Origin of the sequence: Chryseobacterium sp. Chry.R1 (assembly GCF_039645525.1) — a bacterium.
In the GTDB taxonomy this organism is placed as follows: domain Bacteria; phylum Bacteroidota; class Bacteroidia; order Flavobacteriales; family Weeksellaceae; genus Chryseobacterium; species Chryseobacterium proteolyticum.
In genome coordinates, this window is record NZ_CP151793.1 from 4,314,518 (window position 1) to 4,339,570 (window position 25,053).

Below are 25,053 nucleotides of genomic sequence, written 5' to 3' on the forward strand. Positions count from 1 at the left end.
ACATTCAATGAAAAATACAACTTACCAGCTTACGGATCATGCTGGTTTATATACATTATCTATCCGCATGGTCATCGGATGGACTTACTTTTCAGCTTTTTGGCGGCGTCTGGTCCTGGAAAATAAACTGGATCCCGAAGTAAAAGGATATATCGGCGAAAAATTCAATCATTTCCTGCCCAATGCTTTGGGGATCAAACCAGTTATAGAATACCTTGTTACCCATCCCGATGCATTGCACACCTCTATGGTAGTTTTTACCATCATAGAAGCGATTGTAGGACTAGCGGTCATTTTTGGATTGTTTACCCGTCTCATGAGCATTGGAATTTTTGGACTGGCTTTAGGAATTCTTCTGGGATCAGGCTGGCTGGGAACAACATGTCTGGACGAATGGCAAATCGGTGTTCTGGGAATTGCGGGTGGGTTCACATTATTTCTTACAGGCAGTGGTCCTTTTTCTCTGGATGACTACTTTTTAAAGAAGAAGATCGGTTTCACTTCTAAAAAATGGTTCCCATGGCTCGCCTCAAGTCATCTCCCTATTCGGAATCCCAGATATTTTGTGCTTACAGGTTCTGTTTTTATTATGGGACTTACCCTCTTTACCAATCAATATTTTCATGGAGGAGTCTGGGGAACTTTGCACAATAAATCAGTTCAACCCAAAGTTGAGATTTCAAATCTTTCCCTTAACCGTAATACCATTCATTTTGAGGTATACAGAACCGAGGGTGCTGACGTCTACGGTTCGTTTCTGATCGGTATTCATATTTTAGATAAAGATGGGATAATTTTAAAAGCATTGACCCAGAAAGAACTTTCGGAACTGCAATCGGAAAATATTCAGAATCATTATGTAGCCAGGGTAAAGCCAGGGAAACACAGTCTGATCATTCCGCTTGGAGCCAAGGCAGATCTCAAATTCAATATTGAAGATATCTCAGACAAAAGAAATATGATCCATCGCGTAAAGCTGATTGACATCAGCGGAGCTGAATGGTTTGCTGATCTTTAAACTTTTCAGCATAAAAAAATACCTCCGGATTCCAGAGGTATTTTTAATTTAAATTTAGTGCATGGCTTCACTCAAATCTATTTTTTCTTTACTTTTTCGCTCTTTCACGAAGAGGATAAATGGTATACAAATCAGGAAGGCTACCCCTAAATAAAGGAAAACATCCATATAAGACAGTACCGTTGCCTGTTTTGTTACTGAAAGATCAAGCATTTTATAGGCCGCGTTCAATGCAGCATCAGGAGTCATCCCTTTGGAGATAAAACTTGCTTTCAGTGTTGCTAAACGCTGCTGAACCTCAAAACTATCACTATCGAGATGGGTAATAAGATTCACCCTGTACTTCTGACTTGCATTGGCAATAAAGGTTGTAATGGCAGCAATACCAAAAGAACCACCCAACTGTCTCATCATCCCCGTAAAAGCTGCACCCTGTCCAATTTCCTGACCTTTCAATGTACTTAGCGACAAGGAAGTAATCGGTATGAACAAGAGTCCTAATCCGGCTCCTCTTACAATCAACATCCAGAAAAAGGCTTCTTTACTGGTGTCTGGTGTAAGGATCTTATATCCCCAGAAACTATAAACAAAGAAAATGAACAATCCTAAGGAAACCAGAATCTGCTGCTTTGCTCCTTTAGAAAGCAATCTCCCGATGATAGGCATCATGAAGGCAGTAGTTAATGCTGCAGGGATCATCAATGCACCCGATTGCAGGGCAGTCCAGCCTAAGATACTTTGAGTGTATAAAGGGACAATAAATGTAGACCCATACAGCCCAAATCCTAATACAAAAGACATCGCCGTTCCGATCCTTAAATTACTGTTCTTCAGAACCCTTAATTCAACAATAGGAAATTTAAAGGTAAGCTCCCTCCAGAGAAACAGTATAAATCCTAATACAGCGGTTACGGTAAAGGTAACGATCATTCCGCTTGCAAACCAGTCTTCTTCATGACCTCTTTCTAGAATAAACTGTAAAGAACCCACAGTAACGGCTAACAGGGCAATTCCAAGCCAGTCGACATCAGAAGCTTTTCTCTTCTCGGCATATTTGGGACTTTTTACAAATTGTAAAGTCATCAGAGTTGCTGCAATACCAATTGGAATATTGATATAGAAAATATAAGGCCAGCTAAAGTTATCTACAATATATCCTCCTAACGGTGGTCCCAAAGTTGGACCAATGATTACCCCTAAACCATAAATCGCCTGAGCCATACTTCTTTTTTCAACAGGATATGATTCCGTGATAATGGTCTGTGAGGTTACCAATAATGCGCCTCCACCAATACCCTGGCATAATCTGAAGAATACCAGTTCCCAGATATTGGTTGCATTTCCACATAAAAATGAAAATATGGTAAAGATGATAATAGAGGCTGCAAAATAATTACGACGTCCGAACTGCTGTGACAGCCAGCTCGTCATTGGTACGATAATTACGTTACCTATAGCATAAGCCGTAATTACCCAACCCACTTCAGAAAGTGTAGATCCCAGGTTACCTTTCATTTCATTGAGGGCAACGTTTACAATCGTGGAATCCACAATTTCAAGCAGAGCACAAAGAATAGCTGTGATCGTAATGATCACTCTCCGGGCTCCATATTCTACTAATGAATCTTGCATAGTTAATTTTGTGTGATGTACAATTGTATGAATGTGAAATGATTGATTTAAGGATTGAGAAATTTAAAGATTAAAGATTTCTCAATTGAAAACAAACCCGTTATTATGTTTGCGTAATCTATCTAAATCATAAAAACATTCTACATCAATACATTTTACATATTTATTTTAGCGAAACTTCAGCTTTCACATTCATTCCTGTTCTCAGTTTTTTAGCGATATTCGGATCCAGTTTTACAAAATCAATTTTTACAGGAAGTCTTTGTACCACTTTTACGAAGTTACCACTTGCATTATCCGGAGGCAGGATAGAGAATGTAGCACCGGTTGCAGGTGAGAAAGAGCTTACAACCCCTTCAAATTCCTGATCAGGGAAAGCATCAATTTCTATTTTCACTTTTTGTCCCTCAACCATTTTGTCAACCTGAGTTTCTTTAAAGTTCGCAACCACCCATTTCTGGTCATTTTTCACTACACTGAATAACTGCGCACCTGCCTGAAGATATTGTCCAACCTGAATCGGAACTTTTCCTACATATCCGTCTTCAGAAGCCAAAATAATCGTGTAAGACAAGTTTAATCTTGCATTTTCCACATCTACCTGTCTTTGTTGTGCCACTGAATTGGCTACACTTATCTGTTGAGAACTAGCTGCAGTCTGAGAAGAAGCAATACCTGTCTGCTGAGCGATCTGATTTCTCTGCTCCACTAAAACCTGCAACTGCTTATCTGCGGATTGTTTTGCAGCAAGCGCCTGCTCATATTGTTGTTCTGTAATGGAATGATCCTTTACAAGATTAGCATATCTTTTCAGGTCAGAAGAAGTTTTCCAGACATTTACTTTTGCAGCTTCGATCTGGGCATTTGCTGTTGCTACAGCAGCTTCAGAGCTTCCGATGTTTTTAGAAGTAGCTGTTGTAGTAGCCTGAGCAGTTGAAATATTACTTTTTGCTGTTGCCAATGCTGCTTCGGCTTGCTCTAATGCCATTTTCTGGTCTCTGCTATCTAAAATAACCAGAGTATCTCCTTTTTTTACAAACTGATTATCTTTTACTTTTATCTCTTTTACATATCCTGATACTTTAGAAATTACAGGACTCATATTGGATGCAATCTGGGCGTCATCCGTTTCTTCATGCACCTGTCCGTAAGAATAAGTTCTATATCCATAAATTCCACCTCCGATTAACACAACCGCTAAAATGATAGGGAAAACTAAACTTTTCTTCTTTTTTGGTTCTAAGTTCTCTGCTTGTTCTGTTTTATTATTTTCCATTGTGGTATTATTCTTTTATTTAATTGTTAAAGTTCCTGTAGTTTGTAATAGTTTTCTGTAAGCTAATGCGGCATCTGCTTTTGCATTGATCACTCCTACATTGGCTGAGATCTGAGCAGCATCTGCATCCAGGAGTTCGGTCATGGTGGCTAAACCATTATCGAACTTATTTTTAGTAATTCTATAGTTTTCATTAGCCTGAATAGCAGATTTTTCAAATACAGCAATTCTTTGCTTAGAATAGTTTGTATTTTGATATTCTCTGTTTACATCAAGCTTTATATTGTCATTTAAAAGTTCATTGCTTGCTTCCAGTTGTTTTTCTCTCGCCTTGGATTGTCTCAAAGATGAATTCTTCTTCCAGATATTAGCCAGATTATACTGTATCCCTATGCCTACGTTTACGGCATTGTAAACCGTTAAAAAGTTGGGTGCATCTGCTGCAATATACCCTCCTGTTAATGCAATAGTAGGTAAGTTTTCAGCTTTTGCAGCTCTACTTCCCAACTCTGCAGCTCTTCTTTGCTGGCTTAAGGCTTGTAGATCTTTACGATTTTGCTGAGCCTCATTCAGATAGTAATCCACAGGCTTAGCATCCTCAGCTTCATCTATATAATTGGGATCCACTTCAATAATTGTTGTTTCAGGAATTCCTAGTAACAGGTCCATATTGATGTTTGCAATATTGTAGTTATTTTTGGCTTCCAATAGCTGCAATTCAATATCTGAGGTTTGAAGATTTGCTTTTAAACGGTCATTTCTTGCGATCAATCCGTTATTTTCCATTTTAAGAAAAGTCTCATCTCTTTGATTGGAAGCTGTAAGGTTTTCTTCTAAAACCTTGATCGATTGGTTGGCCTTAAACAAATTATTGTAAGCTTGGGCAACATTGTAAGCGATGGCAGTTTTATCATTTTCCGTGCTTAGTTTGGATGCCTCCACCAGATATTTTGCAGACTCAATTCCATATTTTATTCTTCCTCCAGCATAAATAGGCATAGATAAATTAGCCTGACCTAAAAATACAGACTTCGGTGAGGCTACTCCACCACCTGATCCGGATTCGTTCAGAAATTTTACATCTACTTTAGCATTCGTTAAACGCATGTACTGCCCCGAAAGCTTAAAATCCGGCAGCTGTTTATTTTTTGCTTCTAAAAGGTCGGCTGTCGCTTCTTCTATTTTAGCGGCATCGATCTTTAGATTCTTGCTGTTTTGGATACCTAACCTCACAGCTTCATCAAGGCTGAGTTGTTTTTTCTCCTGAGCATTTATGTTAGCAATTCCTATAAATAGTGAAAGTGCAATAACGGAATTATTTATTTTCTTCATAACCCAAAAGGTCTTTTAGTAAATATTTTATATGTTTATTAAGTTCTGTGTAGTATTTTTCATCGAAAGCTTCTTCGTCCTCCGTATTATTCAGGAATTCTTTATACATTTCTTTAGCATTGGAAGCGTAAAATAACGTCCCGCTAACTGTAGTATGTAACAAATAAATAAGGGGGTTCTTGGTAAAAATGCCTTTTTCCAAACCACTCTTTAAAATCTGTGAGTACATGGAAAGAAAGCCCATTTTTGTTTGCTTCAGGAATTCTACAATTTGTGGGTTCTCCGCATGGAGCTGCTCACGCTGCATAATCCGGTAAAAGCATCTGTTATTTCTTACCTTTCCTGAAAACACGTCCACTATCTTTTCTATTTTCTCCCATTCATTAATATCTGTTCTCTCCAGAATATCTTTTGAAAAAAACTGGCTTTCATTCATTCTGTATTCTACCAATTTCTCGTAAAGTTTTTCTTTTGAGCCAAAATAATAAGAGATCATAGAAATATTTACATTCGCTGCCTTTGAGATTTCCCTTGTAGAAGTCCCGTCAAAACCTTTTTCAGCAAAAAGCTTTTCTGCAGCAAATAATATATTTTCTTCTTTTGAAATCATGTCACTGCTAATTTTTCAGGCTGCAAATTTACACAAGTTTTGTAAAGAATCAAACGATTGATTGATTTTTTAATGTATTTTTAATTTTACTTAATATAACTTACTGTAAACTAATACATTTTGATTAAATAAAAATACTAATTATTATAAATAAATTCATAATTAATTAACTATTTAAATATTTGATTTAATTTTTTCAGGTAAAAATTGTCAAAAATACAGCATTGGCCGAAGAAAGAATCTTCAAAAAATGATGTAAATAATTGGAATTATTTAAAATTGAAATCTGCCTTCCTTCTTTTATCGTAATTATTTGTTTGCTTTTATTCTAATAAAAGTATCTAAGAAACACTTTACCATTCCTTTTTCAAAACAAAAAAGTCCGGATTATACCGGACTCATATCTTATTTTAAAATTTTATGTTGTTTTATGAATATATCTGGATAGCTTTATTCCGAGGTCTGTCCATATGATTTTAGGATTCCCGTTTCTTGTTAAATGCAGATCGGCAGTACTTACTTCTTCAAGAATATTTTCAATATTGGCACCACTGATAAATTTAGAAAATCCAGCCCAGTTAAAACCATTGGCATTGATCTTTTTATACACCAGATCCTCAGATTGATAGTTTTGCAGTAAAGCTAATCTGAATATTTCAGAACAATAATTCAGAAAGTTTTTCTGCTTCTCACGATTCCACCCGGCTATCTCTCTTGCCCAAAGGATGATATTTTTAAGAAATTCAGGCCTCTTTTTCACCTGGAATGCATCCCGAACCCATTGGATGAAAAGTCGTTCGAACTCTTCATTTTTATTCCCCGATTTTAAAAGTTTTACAGCGTCATTCAGATTTCCCTGAGCTTCATGAACAATTTCCCTGGACTGCTCATCAGATACTGAAAAGTTGTTCCGAAGATAGGTTGCAATATCCGTATCGTTAAGTCTGGGAACTTCTACAATCTGTGTCCTGGAAAGTATGGTGGGTAAAATATCGTTTGAATTTTCTGCGGTAAGCAGGATAATGGTTTTAGCAGGTGGCTCTTCCAGGAATTTCAAAAATTTATTGGATGCCGCTACATTCATTTTATCAGCTCTCCACACAATGAGAATTTTAGTTCCGCCTTCAAAGCTCTTAAGAGAAAATTTCTGGTTCTGATCATCTATCTCATCAGCTGAAATAAAAAGCTGTTTGTTTTCAGAATCCAGAAAAGCAGTCCAGTCATCATAGCTTGCGTAGGGAGAAGCCAGTATCATTTCGCGAAAATCCTCAAACTTATTTTTGCTTAAAGAGTTCTTGTTATCCGTATATACCGGAAAACTAAAGTGCAGATCCAAATGATTTAGGTGTTCCACTTTTGAAGCGGCATGCTCATTTTCGCCCTGCAGGATTTCTTTTGCATAAGCTAAAGCCAAAGGAAATGTACCATATCCTTCCTTTCCAATGAAAAGCTGGGCGTGGCTTACTCTGTTTTCTGCAATGCTATCTTTAAGAAGTTTTTTCAGATTGTCTTGTCCGGCAATGTTCTCCCAATTCATGCCTCAAAGATAAAAAATCTTCTCTCAATTCAAGGAAATTTAATGTGATCTATTGATTAAAATAATTTTCAAAAACAGAAGAATCCGCTTAGGAGTTCGTAATTATAGTCTCTGTCAATAATCTTATTTATATAATTCATCAATTAAATTGTACGCAATTTAATTTTTAGCAATACATTTGCTGTATCAAAAAACAAAAAATAAACTCACATTATGAAAGTATTGTATAGTATTGGCGCTACAGCCACAGGAGGAAGAAACGGACATGTAAAAAGCGAAAACGAAGTATTGGATCTTGAAGTAAGAATGCCAAAGGGTCTTGGTGGTACAAATGATGATTATGCTAATCCGGAGATGTTATTTGCTGCAGGATATTCGGCATGCTTTGACAGTGCCCTCAACCTGGTCATCAAACAGAATAGGATAAAAACAGGAGAAACTACCGTTACAGCAAAAGTAAGTCTTGGACAGATTGAAAATGGAGGCTTTGGTCTCGCAGTTGATTTACATGCTAATATTCCAGGAGTATCTATGGAAGAGGCCCGCTCTTTAATTGAAAAAGCACATCAGGTTTGTCCTTATTCTAATGCAACCAGAGGAAATATTGAAGTTAATTTAAGTGTAACAACGGCTGAGTCTTAAATTAATCATGGAGCCTTTATCTGATATCAGTTTAAAATGAATAATTTAGATAAAACTTTCACCAAGATTAATAGATCATTATAAATAGTACTATGACACCAGAATCAGAACAAAAAATTAAGGAGGTTTTTGAAAAGCAAAAGGCATTTTTTAAAACCAATAAGACTAAAAATATTGAATTCAGAAAGGAGCAGCTAAGAAAATTTCGTGAAGTATTTCTTAACCACACGGACGCATTATGTGAAGCTTTGGACATTGACCTGGGAAAAAGCAGAAAAGAGGCAGAATATGTAGAAATTCAGATCGTATCCAGTGAACTGGATTATTTACTGGAAAACATTGATGAATGGGCAAAACCCACTCCGGTAGAATCCAAATCTCATCCTTCAGGAGCAAAAATTGTGAGCAAAATAACATATCAGCCTTATGGTGTAAATTATATTATAGGACCTTTCAATTATCCTGTCCAGCTCACTTTCAGCCCTTTGATCGGTGCATTGATTGCCGGAAATACAGCAATTATCAAACCTTCTGAAAACACTCCTCATGTGGCAAAGGTAATCGAGAAAATTATAGATGAATCTTTTGATGAGTCCTATGTTAAAGTATTCCAGGGAGCTATAGAGGAAAATACATTGCTATTAAGTCTTCCTTTCGATTATATATTCTTTACCGGAAGCCCCAATGTAGGTAAGATTGTCATGAAAGCCGCCGCAGAACAGCTGATTCCGCTTACTCTGGAGTTGGGAGGCAAATCACCAACAATAGTACACAAAGATGCTGACCTCGATAAAGCTGTGTCCAGAATTTCCTATGGAAAATGGATCAATTGTGGGCAGACCTGTGTAGCCCCCGATTATATTTACATCCATGAATCTGTAAAAGACAGCTTTATAAATAAATTTATAGCTTACCTTAAAACGACTTATCCTGAAGGATCTTTAGGAAAAATAGGAAAAATCGTTAATACCAATCAGATCAAACATCTTGCAGGTTATCTGGACGCTGCACCAGAAAAAGTAATTTACGGAGGAGCATATGATTCTGAAACCCGTCATTTCGAAGCAACCTTAATGGATCAGGTGACCTGGGATGATCAGGTGATGCAGCAGGAAATTTTCGGTCCTATATTGCCCATCATGACCTATACTGACATTGATGTCGCTTTGGAAGAAATCAACAATCGCCCCAAGCCTCTGGCTTTATATGTTTTTTCTGAAAGTGAAGAATTTGCCAATGATGTTTTAAACCGTACCACAAGTGGTGATGCTGAAATCAACAGCGCCATCATCCATGTAGGCTCTCATTTTCTGCCTTTCGGAGGCGTAGGAACTTCCGGCATAGGAAAATATCACGGAAAGTTCAGTTTCCAGGCATTCAGCCATAGCAGATCGGTTCTGGAAGTATTATAAGCTCAATTATTAATTGACAATACATAAAAAGTTGGAAGGCAGTTTTCTTTGTGGAAAACTGCCTTTTACAATTACAAAAATCAGATAAAGCAACGTCTATTTATAGCACAGCTCTTCTTTTCATTAATGTAATCAACTATTATTGTGAAAGATGTATAGTTGCAGGAATCCTGACAATTCCATCCTTAGAAAAAAAGAAGCTCACTTCGGCTAAATTTATTTTTATAACAAAAAATCAGCTTTTGATTTAAAGATAATTCCCCTTAACAAACTTTAACCTCATGAAATTTTTACAATTCATTAATATTTAAGATATTTGCGCATTATTTTAAAAATAAAGAATGAAAAAAATCTTTGTACTATCATTCATTTCTGTTGGCTATTTCCTTAATGCGCAGAGTTTAAGTAATTCACCATATGCAACTTACGGAATCGGGGATGTAAAATATGATAATACGATTGAAACAGCTTCTATGGGTGGCATTTCAACGGCTTTTATAAGTGATTTCACGAGTAATTTCAATTTTGCCAATCCAGCAAACAATACGAATTTCGAACTGACCAGTATTAAGCTTGAAGCGACGAACGAAAACAACTATTTCAAAACGAATTATAACAATACGAAGTCTACTAAACATTCTACGTATTTATCCAATATTTCATTAGCATTTCCTATCTCCTCAAAGGTGAAAATGGGATTATCTTATCAACCTTACAGCTCAAAGAGCTATGATATTGTTAATACCAGCACGACCACTGATGGAACTGTTTTTTCCAACCGGTTTAAAGGAACAGGAACATTAAATACAGCACAGATAGCTGCGTCTTATAAAGTAAGCAATGAATTTGCTTTAGGTTTAAGAGCGAATTATTATTTCGGTAATCTGTATGATCTTAACGAGATCACTACTGCTGATAGTCAATTGATCAATGGATACGAGACCAAAAATAATGTTCGAAACTTTAATTTTACTTTAGGGACAAGCTACCAGCATTTAAATACCCGTACTGATAAAAAACTAACCATTGGTGCCACTACTACTTTTGGAAACACAAGTAATATGACTACCGATTATACAAACAGTACTTATTTCTATGCTGCCGATGTGAAAAAAGAGGAGCAGATCATAGAACAGAAAAGCACAAGCTCTAAAAATCTTTTACCCGTACAAGCCTCTTTAGGGGTTGGATATGGAAGTGAAAACCAATGGTTCGTTTCGGGCCAGATTGATTATAAAAAAGGAGAAACCATTTCTTATTTTGGAAAAACATTTGATTTCCAGGATACCTACAGAATATCTGCCGGTGGTTGGTATTTACCTAACTACAATAACTTCAGAAACTATTTCTCAAGAGTAGTATACCGTTATGGTGCATTCTATGAAAGAGGAGGTTTGAAGATCGGTAATAACAGCATTAACAAATTTGGTATTTCAGCAGGGGTAATGCTTCCGTTCAAAACCAGTAGTATAACGAGAATGAGTGGATTGGAACTAGGTATCGAGCTTGGTAAGCGCGGAACTTTAAAAGACAACCTGATCAACCAGAATTTCATCAACCTGAGGGTAGGATTTAATTTTGCTGACAAGTGGTTCAGAAAGAGTTTATATAACTAAAATGAAGTTTAAAAACTTATCATATAAAAAAAATATAGCATGCCTTTTTAGTTGTGCTATATTTTTTATATTGACATCCTGTGAAGAGGATCTTACCAAACGAAACGGCAATCAAAGCAAAAATTTCCCTTCACAGATCATTAATAATGCCCGTATCATCCAGAGAGATTCCGGATTCGTCACACTAAAGGCGTTAGCTCCTATTATTGAAAAGTACGAGCTCATAGATAGCCCGTATGTAGTTGCCCGAAAAGGAATCAATATTGAATTTTTTGATAAGAAAAAGCCCAAGGTACCGGGAAAAATTACTGCCAAATACGCACGGATCTTCGAATATAAAAAATTCTATGAGGCAAAAGGTAATGTGAGAATTACCACCAACGAAGGACAAAGATTTGCCATGCAGAGCATCTACTGGGATCAGAGGAAAAACCGTATTTACACCAAAGATACCGTATATGTAACGATGGAAGATGGCTCTACGCTTGTAGGCGCCAACGGAATGACTGCCAAGGATGACTTCTCTGAATATACTTTCTTTAACAGTTCCGGAGATTTCAGCTCTAAACAACTGTCCGAATCCAAAAAATAATTTCTATGATTTTCCGAGCGATAGGTTTAATGTCGGGTACCAGTTTAGATGGACTGGATATTTGCTTTGTCCGGTTTGAAAAGCAGGAGCAGTGGAGTTTTCAGATTGTAATTGCCGAAACCATTCCCTACCCTGAGACCTGGGAAGAGCGACTGAGGAATTCTATTCATCTATCCGCTGAAGAACTCCTGGAGCTCAATGCTGAATACGGCTTCTATCTGGGAAAACAGGTTCATCAGTTTATAGAAACTCATCAATTAAAAAACATTGACCTTATCGCCTCTCACGGGCACACCGTTTTTCATCAGCCTCAGAAAAAGTTCACCCTACAAATCGGAGATGGAAGAGCCATAAAGCTTGAAACGGGATTACCTGTTATTTATGATTTCAGGACACAGGACGTTTTGATGGGTGGAAATGGAGCTCCCCTGGTCCCGATTGGTGACGAACTATTGTTCTCAACATATGACGCATGTCTTAACCTGGGAGGATTTTCAAATATCTCATTTCAGTCTCATCATAGAAGAATAGCATTTGATATCGTTCCGGTAAATATTGTTCTGAATAAATTAGCGGAACAGTCAGGTAAACGTTTTGATAAAAATGGTGAACTTGCCCAAAAAGGAACTGTTAACAAAGCTTTACTGGACAAACTAAGCTCAATCCATTTCTATAGACAACCATACCCTAAGTCCTTAGGTATTGAATGGTGTAATGAAAATATCTTTAACAGTTTTAAAAATATTGAAACCCTTGATCTCCTGGCAACCTTCACTGAGCATATTGCCGAACAAATTTCTCAAGTTATCAATGAGAATGCCTTGAAAAACATTCTTTTTACCGGTGGCGGAACCCATAATTCTTATCTGATTGAAAAGATAAAGGCAAAAACAAAAGCAGAAATTGTTATTCCTGAAAAACAGCTTATAGATTATAAAGAAGCATTGATATTTGCGTTTATGGGGATCTTACGACTCAACCAGCAAGTGAATGTATTATCCTCTGCTACGGGTAGCTTTAAAGATCACAGCTCCGGTATCATTGCATAAAAAAACCTCCATTTCTGAAGGTTGATATATTACTTGTAAGCTTCTATCTTATCCGTTAAGGTATTGATAAAATTCTGAAGAGGCTTCTCAACCATCATTTTTATAAATGGATTAAACTTACCCTCAAAAAGCATTTGTACTTCCGTTTGGCTGTCATTGACAGGGTTTAAAGTTGCTGTTAATGAAAAATCCAGACTTGAACTTGCCGATTTCAAAACAGCTTTTTGGTCTGTAACTTCATCTATTTTTAAAGCAATTTCCGGCATCCCCTGCAGTCCAAATTTAAATCCATCTTCTCTGCTTTCAAACTTTTGAAGTCCGTCCGGCATAAATTCTTTATAGTTGTCTGGTGTTTTTAATAGTTCCGCCAACTCTTTAGATGATTTATTGACAATAATTTTTCGTCCTTCTAAATTCATTTTTTATTTTTGTATTTAAATTCTTTGATATAAAGTTTTACATCATATTCATAATTGACTACTTATCAATATATTATACAACTCAGTAAAACAGTGCAGTAAAAAATTATCCAAACAAAATAGATAATTTTGAAGCTCGCATATTTTCACCTTAAAATTTAAATGAAAAATCGTACATCTATATTTACCACTGCAACAAAAGTATAAAAAAAAACTTTAAAGGCATCAATTCTGAGAGTTCTTTTGATGAAACAATTCTAAAAGATAAATCTTTCAAAAACATTATAGAAAAAGAAATAGGAAGGTTAGAAGCCTAACAAAATATAGTAAAACTTTAATACACTAAGCTATTCTTTCTGAACCTATTACATTTTTTGTTCAATAATATATTACATTGGTAAAAGAATTAGCAAGTTATTAAGAATAAATGTTAAGACTTAAGCCCTGATAAAAGAATAAGTATAATTAATAGATTTACATATGTAAAAAGCAGTTTAAAACGATACGAAAAACCCCATATTGTGAATTAAAAAAAATTTTAAATTAGCAAACTAAAATTATTAACTGTTTATGAAGAGAAAACTCATTGTATCATTACTTTTATTAGTAATGGGCCTGTTCTTTTTCAATTCCTGTAGAACAGATGAAACAGCGCAGGAAGAAAAAAGAACGGAAAGAGAAAAAATTGGAGCTTTTGCGAGGTTTGAAGAAAACCTTGCCTCTAAAAAGCTCTTGCAAAAGGAAGGTTTTGAATACGTGAGTTACCATGAACCTTTCATGAATATCATAAAAACTTTTATGGATAAGAATCCTGATTATTCAAAAAAGTTTAATGAACAAGTAGGAGATGTATATTTTGATTTAAGAAGTCTCACTTACGGAGATGCAAACAAGGGTATTGTCTATCCCATTATGAAAGACGGCAAGGTAAATGCTGCATTATTTGGAATCATAAATCTTGAAAGAGATTGGGTAAACTTTAGTGTATTAAAAAATGACTCTCCTGAGGTACAAAGTATTCTTGCAAAACTTCAGAAAGCTTATGATGCAATGCAACTCTCAAAAGGGAGAGAACAAATGCATGAAGAAGCAATCGAGGAGGTTATTATTACCGTATATCAATCAATACCTGGTCCATCTTACATTTTTTATTATCCATTTTTAGATTATGGAAGTAATGGAGGGAGCGGTGGTCTTGGCGGAGGAATGAGTGGCGGAGGGGCTATTCATGGAGGCGGTGGTGGAACTCCTGTAACTCCTCCAAATCCTTGTGAGAAAGCTAAAAATATTTTGAGCAAACCCGATGTACAAGCAAAAATCAAAGAACTAAAGGTTCAAGCCCCTAAGGGTGGCGAAATTGGAGTAAAAATAAAATCAGATGGAACAACTAGTGCTACAATTCCTGGGGGTGCACATGAAGTAGATTTAGGTGATACAGCCGGATACCTGGGCGGTTATCATAATCATACACCAAATGGCATTAAAATGCTTTCTCCTCCGGATATTATTAAACTTCTAAATTTTTCAATTGCTCAACCTAACGGAAATATTGGTGATGGTTTTATGGGAATGATTGGTTCAGAGTCCTGTAGTACATGTCCTAACGGGATTAAATATTACAACTATATGATTAACTTTAGTGGTACTGCCCAAGAGTTATCACAGTTTTTGTATAACAATAATTGGGATTCTAAAAAGTTAATAAAAGAGTTTCAAGTATTAGAAGGGCAGATGACATTAGATTTGTCAAATGTTGATTACCTCGGTGCAGACCTTAATAATCAAGGATTAGAAAAGCTTTTTTTTGAAACTTTAAAAGGTATGGGAATGGAAGGTAAAGTAAATTTGCAAAGAATCGAGGATAACGGAATAGTAAATAACATAAAATTAAATAGTGGTGGTACTGGCACAACAGCTACCCCATGTTCATAGGAAATAAAATCATGAAAACAATATTTTTGAGAGTTATAATTGTATTAGAACTAATTATAAACTTAACAGCTTGTAAAGCACAACAAATACAGCCCTTAAATACTAATTTGAAAGATATTACTTCTAATTCCTATCTGAAGGATTTGAATAATGAATTGGATAGTTACGTGGGAAATTTTTCTGCAAATTTTGATGGAAAAATAATTAATCTGTTTATAACAAAAGAAGTAAAGAAAAAAATTGATCTACAAACTAAAAGTTACTATCAAGATGTTCTTTGCATCAAATTTATAGTAAAAAAAACAAGTGGTCAAGTTTTACAGGATACCAAAAACATGTCAATTCCTATAAACCAAGATACTCATACAATCTACAGCTTCGGAACAAGTCCAAGTCAAAATTTAGTACTACTATATTATGGAGGCACTAATTGTGGAATTGGTTGGGGAAAGATACTTCTAAAAAAAATAAATTCAACACAGCTTTCATGGATATATAAACCAAATGATTCTCTAATTGATAGTGCCACTTGTCCTCCCAGTACAGATAAAACAGTATACTTACCTGAAATAAAGGACTTGGTATTTACTAAGCTATAGACTTAATTAATCTTAATTAAACATTAAATAAGCCTTTACCTCAATTGGTAAAGGTTTATTATTAGTGCTTATTGAATAAATCATATCTAAAGACACTAATTTTGCTCGTAATTTATAGGTCAATACAACAGCTACACCGTGTTCTTAAAACATTAAAAAATAAAATTATGAAAATTCACTTTAAAATATTTCTAATTGCGGGATTAATTATAAACTTTATTTCCTGTAAAGCACAACAACAATATCCCTTAAATACAGATTATGAAGACATCCCAAACAATTCATATTTAAAAGACCTAAATCATGAGTTAGATCCATACGTAGGAAAATACAAGGCTAATTATCAAGGAAACGAAATAATAATTTTCATCACAAAAGTAGATAATAAATTAGAAAAAAGTACTCATAAAAGCTATTTTACAGATGCATTAGTAGTAAAATATATAATAAAAAATTCTTCTGGAACAATACTTCAAGATACGCAAAGCATGGTTTTAAATAATGATTCTTATTTTAATATTGTAAGTATTGGAACCAGACCTACACTGGGAGATATAATCTTTATCTATGATGGTACAAATTGTGGTATTGGATGGGGTAAAATAATACTAAAAAAGATTAATTCGAATCAAATATCTTGGGAATATAAGCCAAACAGTTTAGTAATTGATGCTGCAACTTGTCCTCCAAGCACTGATAAAACAGTATACTTACCAGAAACAAAGGGCTTAGTATTTACTAAACAATAGAGTTAATTAATCTTAATTAAACATTAAATAGATCTTTACCTAAATTGGTAAAGATTTATTATTGATGCTCATTGAATAAATCATATCTGAAAACACTCATTTTACCCGTAATTTAAAGGTCAATACAACAGATACACCGTGTTCTTAAATCATGAAAACAATATTTTTGAGAGTTATAATTGTATTAGAATTAATTATAAACATAACTGCTTGTAAAGCACAACAAATACAGCCATTAAATACTAGTTTGAAAGATATTACTTCTAATTCTTATCTGAAGGATTTGAATAATGAATTGGATAGTTACGTGGGAAATTTTTCTGCAAATTTTGATGGAAAAATAATTAATCTGTTTATAACAAAAGAAGTAAAGAAAAAAATTGATCTACAAACTAAAAGTTACTATTAAGATGTTCTTTGCATCAAATTTATAGTAAAAAAAACAAGTGGTCAAGTTTTACAGGATACCAAAAACATGTCAATTCCTATAAACCAAGATACTCATACAATCTACAGCTTCGGAACAAGTCCAAGTCAAAATTTAGTACTGCTATATTATGGAGGCACTAATTGTGGAATTGGTTGGGGAAAGATACTTCTAAAAAAATAAATTCAACACAGCTTTCATGGATATATAAACCAAATGATTCTCTAATTGATAGTGCCACTTGTCCTCCCAGTACAGATAAAACAGTATACTTACCTAAAATAAAGGACTTGGTATTTACTAAGCTATAGACTTAATTAATCTTAATTAAACATTAAATAAGCCTTTACATCAATTGGTAAAGGTTTATTATTAGTGCTTATTGAATAAATCATATCTAAAGACACTAATTTTGCTCGTAATTTATAGGTCAACACAACAGTTACACCGCAGCCCTTATTTTTATAAATTTCATCTAAACTATATTTTTTATATTTGTAGTCAAATAAAATAGCAATTTTATTTTGCAGTAAAAACACCCTCAAAAAGTCATAAAAGCACAAATGGTAAAAAATTAAATAATTGATTATTAATGCGCTAGTAAATATATTGGAATGTATAAAGTTTTTGTGAACGAAAAAAAATTATTGCTGTCTAAACAGTCTGAAAACCTGGAAAAAAATGTAAGGTATGAGAACTTCACAACTTTTGAAATCGCATTAGATCTTCTTGAAAATACATCTGTAAAAGAATTGAATGTATTCGGAGACGATATTGATACTATTTGGAAAGAATTTCAGAGTCTCTTCAGAATTATTGAGGCAGCAGGCGGGCTTGTGAATAACAGCAAAAGTGAAATGCTTTTCATCAAAAGACTGGGCAAATGGGATCTTCCCAAAGGAAAAATGGAAAAAGGAGAATCCCGTGAGGAATCTGCTGTTAGGGAAATCGAGGAAGAAACAGGACTTAAGGATGTTGAATTAGTAAAATTCATCAACACCACTTACCATATCTACGTAGAAAGAAACGGTGAAAAAATTCTGAAATGTACCCATTGGTTCGAAATGAATTTTAATGGTGAAGACACTTCTAAACCTCAGATTGAAGAAGGTATTACAGAGGTAGCATGGAAAAACAACACTCAAATAGAAAATGAAGTTTTTCCAAATACTTTTAAAAACATTCGTCTGATCGTCACTGAATTCAGGGATGGCCAGCCTAAATAAAATCCAGCGCTTTTTCCAGCGATATACCCCGTGAAGCTTTTAATAGAATATTCTCTGATTGAATTTTATTCAGTTTAAGGTATTCTATTAATTCCTGGGTATTTTCAAAAGATAGTGTTGATTGATTTATTTGCTTAAAATTTCTGCCAACAGTGATGATTTGATCAAAACCCAGGTCCAATGCCTGTTTTAAAATGATCTGATGCTCCAGTTCACTTTCATTTCCCAGCTCAAGCATATCACCAATAATAATGGCCTTGGCTCCTTCAAAAGTTACAAAGTTATTTAGAGAGGCCGTCATTGAGCTTGGATTAGCATTGTAAGTATCCAGAACAAGTGTCCTACCCTCTTTTTTTACGATCTGGGATCGCATATTGGTCGGCGTATAGCTTTCAATAGCATGTTGTATTTTACTAATTTCTATTCCAAAATGAAGCCCCAGACTAACTGCTGCACAAAGGTTTGTAAAATTATAATTCCCTGTAAGCCTAGATAATGCTCTGGTCCCCTGATAAGATAAACCTACACAATGATTTTCTGAAAAGGCCTCAAAATAATAATCCGAATCTGGTTTTCCGAATGTGATTTTAGGATTATAATTTTCTGTTTTATCACGCTGTATCTCATCATTCTCGTTAACAATAATAGTCTTATGGAATGTTTTCAGATAGTCATACAATTCGGATTTTCCTTTGATCACCCCTTCAAATCCACCAAATCCCTCCAGGTGTGCTTTCCCGAAGTTGGTAATGTATCCGAAATCAGGTTTCGATAGCGAACATAACAGCTCTATTTCTTTCTGATGATTTGCTCCCATTTCTATTACCGCCATTTCATGTTCAGGTCTGATGGATAAAATGGTAAGAGGAACTCCAATGTGGTTATTCAGATTACCGTAGGTATACTGCACGTTATATTTTTCAGAAAGAACAGCATGGATCAGTTCTTTTGTAGTTGTTTTTCCATTACTCCCTGTAAGCCCTATGAATGGAATATTCAGCTTATTTCTGTGATGTATGGCAAGAGCCTGTAAAAAATCCAGTGTAGAAGGAACATAGAAGATATTTCCATTTGTATTTTCATATTCTTTATCCTCCACAATTACTGCCAAAGCGCCTTCGGAAACAGCCTTTTCTGCCAAAGTAGCTGCGTTAAAATTATCTCCTGAAAAGGCAAAGAAAATATCATTATTTTCTATTTTTCTGCTGTCAATAGTAACTTTATTAGCTTGCAGAAACAAAGGATAAAACTGTTCTATATTCATAGTCCAAAAATAAAAAAACCTTCCTGTATTTAGGAAGGTTTTTTTCAATTATTTTTTGATAAATATTATCTTCTAGTTCTATTCTTGTCAGCAACTCTGGCATCTTGAGCGACACGGAATCCAATCCAGCCATAAGCTCTGTTTTGATCTTTATATCTTCTTTGTCCCGGATCCAGCCAGTATGCCGTATCCTGCCAAGAACCACCTTTTACTACTCTGATGTCGTTAGACATAGCAGATGTTCTGTCTCTGGTGTCTTTTTGCAGTATTACTTTACCGCTTCCATCTACAATGAATCTTTGTTTAGGAGAGTTGTACATATCATATGCTGTTGCAGAATCTCCGGCTTTATAGTACTCTAAAGAAGATTGTCTGTCACCGTCTCTATAATTTCTGTAATCAGCGATTGTTTGTCTTTCAAACTGTCCAGGTAAGTTTCTGTAAACTAATCTTCCGTCAGCTAAAGTATCATATTTAATGCTTCCTTCATCTACCATTTTGTAAGTTCCGTCTCCGTTCTTTACAACAGCCTGAGGCATATTTCCTCTATAGTAATTGAAGTCACTGAAATCTTCATCAATAATAGGTCTGTAAACATCCGCTGTCCATTCAGACACGTTTCCATACATTCCATAGATTCCAAGATCGTTAGACGGATATTGTCTAACATCTGAAGTTCTTGCAGAACCGTCATTCTTCCAACCTGCGATACCTGAGTAATCTCCTCTACCCATTTTGAAGTTTTCAAGGAACATTCCTCTGTCTCTTCCTTTGGTACCTCTTAATCTTTCAATTTCAGGCTTCTTTCCAAGATATTGGTTATATTCTCTGTTTTTAGCCATACCAAGCGCTGCGTATTCCCATTCAACTTCTGTAGGAAGTCTGAACTTCTGAACCATTGCAGAGTTTGGAGCTCTGTTAGCAGCAAGCAATCTTTGGTTGGTTGTTTTCAAACCCGTTTTTTGCTGCATTCTTTGTTCGTTAATATATCCTTGCATTTCAGGATCATTCGCTTTGAATTTATCCATGTTAAATGCAGTTCCTCCTTGATTATTGGATTCGTTGATATACAAATCTTTAGCGATGATCCCTGCAGACATTAAAGCTTTTTCATTAGCTCTGTCTGTTAACCATTCGCAATATCTGTTTGCCTGAGTCCAGGAAACACCTACTACCGGATAGTAATCAAACTCCGGAGAACGGAAATACGTCTCGTTGTAATCATTTCTAGATAGTTTGTTATCCCATAATAAGGTATCTGGTAAGGCACCATTATAGATTTCCTTAAAACTTGGATCACTAGGTGGGAACACATACTTCAACCATGTAAGGTATTCGCGGTATTCGTAGTTAGTAATCTCTGTTTCACCGATAAAGAAAGAACTTACCTGCATTCTGCGAGGCGAATTATTCCAATCGTGCATGACATCATCTTTCACTAATCCCATTGTAAAAGTTCCACCTTCTACATATACCATCCCCGGCCAACCTTTCTGTTTTTGTTGCTTTCCTGCAAAAAACCAACCTTGTTTTTCGTTTGGTTTCCAACCCGTCTTACTGATAAATTTTTTAGTACCTCCACCTTTGTTGGTACCCGATCCACCACAACTGGTTAATGCAAGTGTAGAACTTAATGCTATTAATGAAAACAACTTTAGTTTTTTCATAGTCGATATAAATATTTTCAAAGTACAAAGAAAAAATAAATTATTCAATAAATCAAGTAATCATTTGATTTTTTTGAAAAACGTTAACAAATTAATTTTATTGTATCGCAATTTAATTATAAAATTTTCATTTATTTTGTAATTTAGTAATTTCAAAAACAAACATGAAACAAATAATTACGTTTTTACTTCTATTAACTTCTGTATCAACGATTTATGCTCAAAGAATCACCATCGAGTGGGATGGATCAAAAATTCAAGATTTTGGAGACACAAAAATCAATCTTCCCAATTTTAAAAATAAGGGATTTTCATATGGCCAAAATAACATTTTTATAATAACCACACAAAAAATAGGTGAAAAGCAATTAAAAATTTCCAATTTAGTTTGGGAAGCAGTTTCAAACCGGGAGCTATTTGAGTTAAGCAAAAACGCATTACCTGATTATGATGTTTCTAATGTTTCTTATTATTACTCAGAAGGGGAACAATACGCCAGCGTACATGTTGGCCTGTTTAAAAATGTAAAAGGAAGAATACAAAGACTTTCATCATTTGAAATTTCAGAAGGAAACGGCTCTAATCAGATGATGAATGCAGCTAAGGTGGGAACGACCAACAACCCTTTGGCTAGCGGCGCTTTTTATAAAATTAAAGTAGACAAGTCCGGTATTTTTAAAATTACCACTCAGTTTTTAAAGGATAACGGGATCAATCCTTCATCTGTAAATCCAAGAAATTTCAGGATATATGGGAACGGAGGAATCATGTTACCGGAATATAACCAGGATGTAAAATACAGTGCTCTTCAGGAAAACGCCATACAGGTAGTGGGTGAAGATGATGGAATATGGAACGATAATGATTATGCCCTATTCTATGCTCAGGGACCTAATGGATACAATCTGTATAATAGTTCCAATGGTAAAGGATTCAAAAGAGCGGAAGAAAGAATTGACCGCAGTGAAAACGTAAAGAATATTTATGAAGATTTTTCCTATTACTACATCAATTTTGATAAAGGTGCGGGAAAAAGGGTTCAGCCTATAGATGCCAACCTGCCGGCTTCCCCACTAATTACACGATTTGATAATTACCAGGTGATCAATAATGATCAGAAAAACATCATGAAAGTCGGAAGGGTATGGACAGAGGAAGCTCCGTTTACCACCGACAAATCGGTTACCTTTAACCTCACCACTCCGATCCTGGGCGGCGATCCCGTAAAATACAGAACACGGGTAATTGGATATAAGTCTCAGGGAAACAGTATAACTTTTGATATTAATAATCAAAATGCTCAGCCTTTTTCATCCGGTTCAACGGACCCTGATTATGTCCCATATGTTTATTTTGGAGATGTTACCAATTTAAGTGGCAATCAGCTCACGATCAACTATAAACCGAACATCGCTACAAATCCTAATGGTTTATTTTATTTTGATTATGCCGAAGTTCAATATAAAGAGGACCTTAGATATAACGGGTCACAGATGAATTTCAGGGATTTTTCCCTTGTAAGCGGATCCAACACCAGTTATGGATTCAGCGTAAGCAATACGGCGGGATTGGAACAGATCTGGGATGTCACGGATATCACCAATGCCAACAGAAGAGTCAACAAAGCAACGGGAGGTGGTAATTTTAATTTCGGGTATATTACTTCTGATTTAAATTTCAATAACGAATTTGTTGCATTTAAAGCTGATGCCGCTTATTCACCTCAATTCGTAGAGAGAATTGCCAACCAGAACCTTTCAGGATTACAAAATGTAGATTATCTGATTATTACAGTCCCTGAAATGATGTCCCAGGCTCAAAGGCTTGCCACCTACCATCAGACTAAAAATAATTATAATGTACAGATTGTAGATGTTAATAAGATCTATAATGAATTTGGAAGCGGAAGTAAAGATCTTACTGCTATCCGTGATTTTATAACCAAATTAAATACACCACTGGGAAGTTTAAAATATGTATTTATTCTGGGTGATACCTCTTACGATTATAAAAACAGGGTTCCTAACAATTCCAATGTGGTATCCAGCTATGAAAGTGAACAGTCTTCAGATTTCATTACTTCGTTTGTTACCGATGATTATATCGTAATGACAAAACCACAAACTTCTGCTTCGATCCCGAATAACTTACCTGATGTGCCGGTAGGAAGACTTCCTGCGGCAAATGCTACTGAAGCAGCGGTAATGATGGATAAAACCCTTGCATATTACAATTCTTTACCGGGGCAGTCGACTCCTTTTGGGGAATGGCGTATGAAGCTTGATTTCGTAGTAGATGATGATGATGATGGCGGAGGTCCTTTCCATGATGTAATGAACACTACATTAGCAACTGTTTTCGAGCAGCCGGGATCTACAAATCTTAAAGAATATAATGTAAGAAAACTCTATCTGGATGCTTTTCAGGCTCAGAGTACAGCAGGCGGACAAAGATACCCACAGGTTAACCAGGCAATCTCCAATGATATCGGAAACAGTATGTACCTGTTTTATTTCGGACATGGAGGAATCAGCGGATGGGCTCAGGAAAGAGTGCTTACCCTTGATGAGATCAATAATGCCAATAACTTTTCCAATGTGTACAGCAGATTTCCATTCGTGTCTACGATTACTTGTGAATTTACGCTCTGGGATGAACCGGAAACCTTTTCTGCCGGAGAACGTTTTCTAAAAATGAAACAGGGAGGGCCGGCAACAATGATCACCTCAAGCCGTGCTATTGGTGTGGATTATGGTCGTGATTTTACAGACCTTTACACCAAAGATATTTTCAAACTTGTGAATGATGATTTTGAAACCCTTGGTGTTGCCCATTTAAATGCTAAAAGACAAAAAGGTCCGCAAGCAGACCACTTGAAAGTAAACCTTCTGGGTGATCCTGCTATGAAATTAAGCAGACCAAAAAGGTTATTGGTAATCGATGCTATAGAAACTCCGGTACCGGGACTGATCAGAGGTCTGGACTTTGTAAAAGTAAAAGGACATATCAACAATACAAACGGAAGTATTAATACCTCTTTTAACGGAAGAGTGGTTATCAATATCTTCGATAAGAGGCTTAATAAAAAAACATTGAATAACGACGGAAACCTCACCCCTATCCTTGAATATACTGAAGAAGGAAGTGCTATTGTGAAGGCGTCAGGTACTGCTGTGAATGGGGTATTCACTGTAGAATTTTATGTACCGAAAGATATTAATTATGCCGTAGGTGAAGGAAGAATCCTCGGATATGCTGACAATAAAGCTACGGACGTATTCAATAATCAGGCGGTACAGGTTGGAGATATTAACCCGAACGGAATTAATGACAGCCAGCCCCCTAAGGTAAAGCTGTACATGAACAATACAAACTTTGCGGATGGAGGTATTACAGACCAGAATCCGATGTTGCTTGCCTGTATCACAGATGATACGGGAATAAATTCAACAGGATCCGGTATTGGCCATGATATTACTGTATATTTGGATGGCCAGATCATCAATACTATTGTTTTAAACGATTTTTATTCTTCGGGAGAAGGAAATGGATGTCTGAGTCCGAGTCTTGCAGATTATCAGAAAGGAAATGTAACCTACCCTTTCAGGAATTTATCGGTAGGTCAGCATCAATTATCATTTAAAGTTTGGGATATAAACAATAATTCTACATCTGCAACGTTAAACTTTGAAGTTAAGGATGAAGCGGATCAGCATCTGGTAATCAACAGACCTCTTAACTGGCCGAATCCGTTTACCAATAAAACGTATGTTCAGTTTGAGCATAATTGTGATGATATTCTGAATGTAAATGTTCAAATCTATACAATAACAGGAAAATTGGTAAGAACTTTATCACAGGCTGTAGTTGCAGAACCTTTCCTACAGGGCTTTAGAACGCCACGTCAGGCAATTGAATGGGATGGAAGAGACGATTTTGGGGCAACTGTTGGGAAGGGAACATATATTTTTAAGATATTTGCAAAAAGTCAAAACCAAGAAAAATGCAAAGGAAGTGCCACAGCTGTAGAAAAAATGGTACTTTTGAAGTAAAA

Annotated in this window: 20 protein-coding genes; 12 read left to right on the forward strand and 8 right to left on the reverse strand. The window is 35.6% G+C overall.

Translation table 11 applies throughout. The features are described from left to right. The first annotated feature begins 7 nt into the window (after positions 1-7). Complete coding sequence (locus AAEU33_RS19265; RefSeq protein WP_345989743.1) at positions 8-1,018, forward strand: TQO small subunit DoxD; 1,011 nt, start codon at positions 8-10, stop codon at positions 1,016-1,018. 54 nt (positions 1,019-1,072) lie between these two features. Here the strand turns inward: AAEU33_RS19265 and AAEU33_RS19270 are convergent, their stop codons facing one another. The 5 genes from AAEU33_RS19270 to AAEU33_RS19290 all read right to left on the reverse strand — a co-directional run bounded on the left by AAEU33_RS19270 (position 1,073) and on the right by AAEU33_RS19290 (position 7,405). Beyond that, a complete protein-coding gene (locus AAEU33_RS19270; protein WP_172277314.1) occupies positions 1,073-2,650 on the reverse strand; it encodes a DHA2 family efflux MFS transporter permease subunit in 1,578 nt (525 codons plus the stop codon). Between the two features lie 163 nt (positions 2,651-2,813). Further along, the gene (locus tag AAEU33_RS19275) at positions 2,814-3,926 is read right to left on the reverse strand and encodes an HlyD family secretion protein (RefSeq protein ID WP_273647372.1); all 1,113 of its coding nucleotides are present in this window, start codon (positions 3,924-3,926) and stop codon (positions 2,814-2,816) included. Between the two features lie 15 nt (positions 3,927-3,941). After that, on the reverse strand, positions 3,942-5,258 hold the full coding sequence (locus AAEU33_RS19280; RefSeq protein ID WP_172277308.1) for a TolC family protein: 1,317 nt from the start codon (positions 5,256-5,258) through the stop codon (positions 3,942-3,944). Next, positions 5,242-5,868, reverse strand: a complete 627-nt coding sequence (locus AAEU33_RS19285; protein ID WP_345989746.1) for a TetR/AcrR family transcriptional regulator — start codon at positions 5,866-5,868, stop codon at positions 5,242-5,244. The genes AAEU33_RS19280 and AAEU33_RS19285 overlap by 17 nt, the downstream gene beginning before the upstream one ends. 418 nt (positions 5,869-6,286) lie before the next feature. Continuing rightward, the gene (locus AAEU33_RS19290) at positions 6,287-7,405 is read right to left on the reverse strand and encodes a DNA polymerase III subunit delta' (protein ID WP_172277302.1); all 1,119 of its coding nucleotides are present in this window, start codon (positions 7,403-7,405) and stop codon (positions 6,287-6,289) included. A 213-nt stretch (positions 7,406-7,618) separates the two neighbouring features. Here AAEU33_RS19290 and AAEU33_RS19295 point away from each other — a divergent pair, with 213 nt between their 5' ends. The 5 genes from AAEU33_RS19295 to AAEU33_RS19315 all read left to right on the forward strand — a co-directional run bounded on the left by AAEU33_RS19295 (position 7,619) and on the right by AAEU33_RS19315 (position 12,716). Then, positions 7,619-8,047, forward strand: coding sequence for an organic hydroperoxide resistance protein (locus tag AAEU33_RS19295; RefSeq protein WP_273647370.1), 429 nt, complete (start codon positions 7,619-7,621; stop codon positions 8,045-8,047). A 92-nt stretch (positions 8,048-8,139) separates the two neighbouring features. Beyond that, complete coding sequence (mdlD, locus tag AAEU33_RS19300) at positions 8,140-9,459, forward strand: NAD(P)-dependent benzaldehyde dehydrogenase MdlD (RefSeq protein WP_345989748.1); 1,320 nt, start codon at positions 8,140-8,142, stop codon at positions 9,457-9,459. Between the two features lie 341 nt (positions 9,460-9,800). Next, entirely contained in the window at positions 9,801-11,075 is a 1,275-nt protein-coding gene (locus tag AAEU33_RS19305) for a hypothetical protein (protein WP_345989750.1), read from the forward strand. Position 11,076: 1 nt separating this feature from the next. Further along, a complete protein-coding gene (lptC, locus tag AAEU33_RS19310) occupies positions 11,077-11,667 on the forward strand; it encodes an LPS export ABC transporter periplasmic protein LptC (RefSeq protein WP_273647368.1) in 591 nt (196 codons plus the stop codon). Between the two features lie 5 nt (positions 11,668-11,672). Then, positions 11,673-12,716: an anhydro-N-acetylmuramic acid kinase gene (locus tag AAEU33_RS19315; RefSeq protein ID WP_345989752.1), complete on the forward strand. Its 1,044-nt coding sequence runs from the start codon at positions 11,673-11,675 to the stop codon at positions 12,714-12,716. A gap of 29 nt (positions 12,717-12,745) precedes the next feature. On the opposite strand, the gene AAEU33_RS19320 is transcribed toward AAEU33_RS19315, so the two are convergent. Further along, positions 12,746-13,135, reverse strand: coding sequence for an SRPBCC family protein (locus AAEU33_RS19320; protein ID WP_172277284.1), 390 nt, complete (start codon positions 13,133-13,135; stop codon positions 12,746-12,748). A 570-nt stretch (positions 13,136-13,705) separates the two neighbouring features. On the opposite strand from AAEU33_RS19320, the gene AAEU33_RS19325 reads away from it, so the two are divergent. The 5 genes from AAEU33_RS19325 to AAEU33_RS19345 all read left to right on the forward strand — a co-directional run bounded on the left by AAEU33_RS19325 (position 13,706) and on the right by AAEU33_RS19345 (position 18,068). Further along, on the forward strand, positions 13,706-15,067 hold the full coding sequence (locus AAEU33_RS19325) for a hypothetical protein (RefSeq protein WP_345989753.1): 1,362 nt from the start codon (positions 13,706-13,708) through the stop codon (positions 15,065-15,067). An 11-nt stretch (positions 15,068-15,078) separates the two neighbouring features. Further along, positions 15,079-15,666 (forward strand): hypothetical protein, encoded by a 588-nt coding sequence (locus tag AAEU33_RS19330; protein ID WP_345989755.1) that lies wholly within the window; start codon positions 15,079-15,081, stop codon positions 15,664-15,666. A gap of 167 nt (positions 15,667-15,833) precedes the next feature. Next, positions 15,834-16,415: a DUF6705 family protein gene (locus AAEU33_RS19335; RefSeq protein ID WP_172277281.1), complete on the forward strand. Its 582-nt coding sequence runs from the start codon at positions 15,834-15,836 to the stop codon at positions 16,413-16,415. Between the two features lie 151 nt (positions 16,416-16,566). Then, entirely contained in the window at positions 16,567-16,824 is a 258-nt protein-coding gene (locus AAEU33_RS19340) for a hypothetical protein (protein WP_345989757.1), read from the forward strand. Between the two features lie 632 nt (positions 16,825-17,456). Further along, positions 17,457-18,068 (forward strand): NUDIX domain-containing protein, encoded by a 612-nt coding sequence (locus AAEU33_RS19345; protein WP_345989758.1) that lies wholly within the window; start codon positions 17,457-17,459, stop codon positions 18,066-18,068. Here the strand turns inward: AAEU33_RS19345 and murF are convergent. Both murF and gldJ read right to left on the reverse strand, forming a co-directional pair. Next, complete coding sequence (murF, locus tag AAEU33_RS19350) at positions 18,061-19,332, reverse strand: UDP-N-acetylmuramoyl-tripeptide--D-alanyl-D-alanine ligase (protein ID WP_345989760.1); 1,272 nt, start codon at positions 19,330-19,332, stop codon at positions 18,061-18,063. The genes AAEU33_RS19345 and murF overlap by 8 nt on opposite strands. A 65-nt stretch (positions 19,333-19,397) precedes the next feature. Beyond that, the gene (gldJ, locus tag AAEU33_RS19355; RefSeq protein ID WP_172277267.1) at positions 19,398-20,999 is read right to left on the reverse strand and encodes a gliding motility lipoprotein GldJ; all 1,602 of its coding nucleotides are present in this window, start codon (positions 20,997-20,999) and stop codon (positions 19,398-19,400) included. A gap of 164 nt (positions 21,000-21,163) precedes the next feature. Between gldJ and porU the strand changes: the two genes are divergently transcribed. After that, positions 21,164-25,051 (forward strand): type IX secretion system sortase PorU, encoded by a 3,888-nt coding sequence (gene porU / locus AAEU33_RS19360; RefSeq protein ID WP_345989762.1) that lies wholly within the window; start codon positions 21,164-21,166, stop codon positions 25,049-25,051. The last annotated feature ends 2 nt before the right edge of the window (positions 25,052-25,053 follow it).

Coding starts and splice junctions, on each gene's coding strand:
- AAEU33_RS19265 (WP_345989743.1), top strand. CDS start 8: ATGAAAAATACAACTTACCAGCTTACGGATCATGCTGGTTTATATACA.
- AAEU33_RS19270 (WP_172277314.1), bottom strand. CDS start 2,650: ATGCAAGATTCATTAGTAGAATATGGAGCCCGGAGAGTGATCATTACG.
- AAEU33_RS19275 (WP_273647372.1), bottom strand. CDS start 3,926: ATGGAAAATAATAAAACAGAACAAGCAGAGAACTTAGAACCAAAAAAG.
- AAEU33_RS19280 (WP_172277308.1), bottom strand. CDS start 5,258: ATGAAGAAAATAAATAATTCCGTTATTGCACTTTCACTATTTATAGGA.
- AAEU33_RS19285 (WP_345989746.1), bottom strand. CDS start 5,868: ATGATTTCAAAAGAAGAAAATATATTATTTGCTGCAGAAAAGCTTTTT.
- AAEU33_RS19290 (WP_172277302.1), bottom strand. CDS start 7,405: ATGAATTGGGAGAACATTGCCGGACAAGACAATCTGAAAAAACTTCTT.
- AAEU33_RS19295 (WP_273647370.1), top strand. CDS start 7,619: ATGAAAGTATTGTATAGTATTGGCGCTACAGCCACAGGAGGAAGAAAC.
- mdlD (WP_345989748.1), top strand. CDS start 8,140: ATGACACCAGAATCAGAACAAAAAATTAAGGAGGTTTTTGAAAAGCAA.
- AAEU33_RS19305 (WP_345989750.1), top strand. CDS start 9,801: ATGAAAAAAATCTTTGTACTATCATTCATTTCTGTTGGCTATTTCCTT.
- lptC (WP_273647368.1), top strand. CDS start 11,077: ATGAAGTTTAAAAACTTATCATATAAAAAAAATATAGCATGCCTTTTT.
- AAEU33_RS19315 (WP_345989752.1), top strand. CDS start 11,673: ATGATTTTCCGAGCGATAGGTTTAATGTCGGGTACCAGTTTAGATGGA.
- AAEU33_RS19320 (WP_172277284.1), bottom strand. CDS start 13,135: ATGAATTTAGAAGGACGAAAAATTATTGTCAATAAATCATCTAAAGAG.
- AAEU33_RS19325 (WP_345989753.1), top strand. CDS start 13,706: ATGAAGAGAAAACTCATTGTATCATTACTTTTATTAGTAATGGGCCTG.
- AAEU33_RS19330 (WP_345989755.1), top strand. CDS start 15,079: ATGAAAACAATATTTTTGAGAGTTATAATTGTATTAGAACTAATTATA.
- AAEU33_RS19335 (WP_172277281.1), top strand. CDS start 15,834: ATGAAAATTCACTTTAAAATATTTCTAATTGCGGGATTAATTATAAAC.
- AAEU33_RS19340 (WP_345989757.1), top strand. CDS start 16,567: ATGAAAACAATATTTTTGAGAGTTATAATTGTATTAGAATTAATTATA.
- AAEU33_RS19345 (WP_345989758.1), top strand. CDS start 17,457: ATGTATAAAGTTTTTGTGAACGAAAAAAAATTATTGCTGTCTAAACAG.
- murF (WP_345989760.1), bottom strand. CDS start 19,332: ATGAATATAGAACAGTTTTATCCTTTGTTTCTGCAAGCTAATAAAGTT.
- gldJ (WP_172277267.1), bottom strand. CDS start 20,999: ATGAAAAAACTAAAGTTGTTTTCATTAATAGCATTAAGTTCTACACTT.
- porU (WP_345989762.1), top strand. CDS start 21,164: ATGAAACAAATAATTACGTTTTTACTTCTATTAACTTCTGTATCAACG.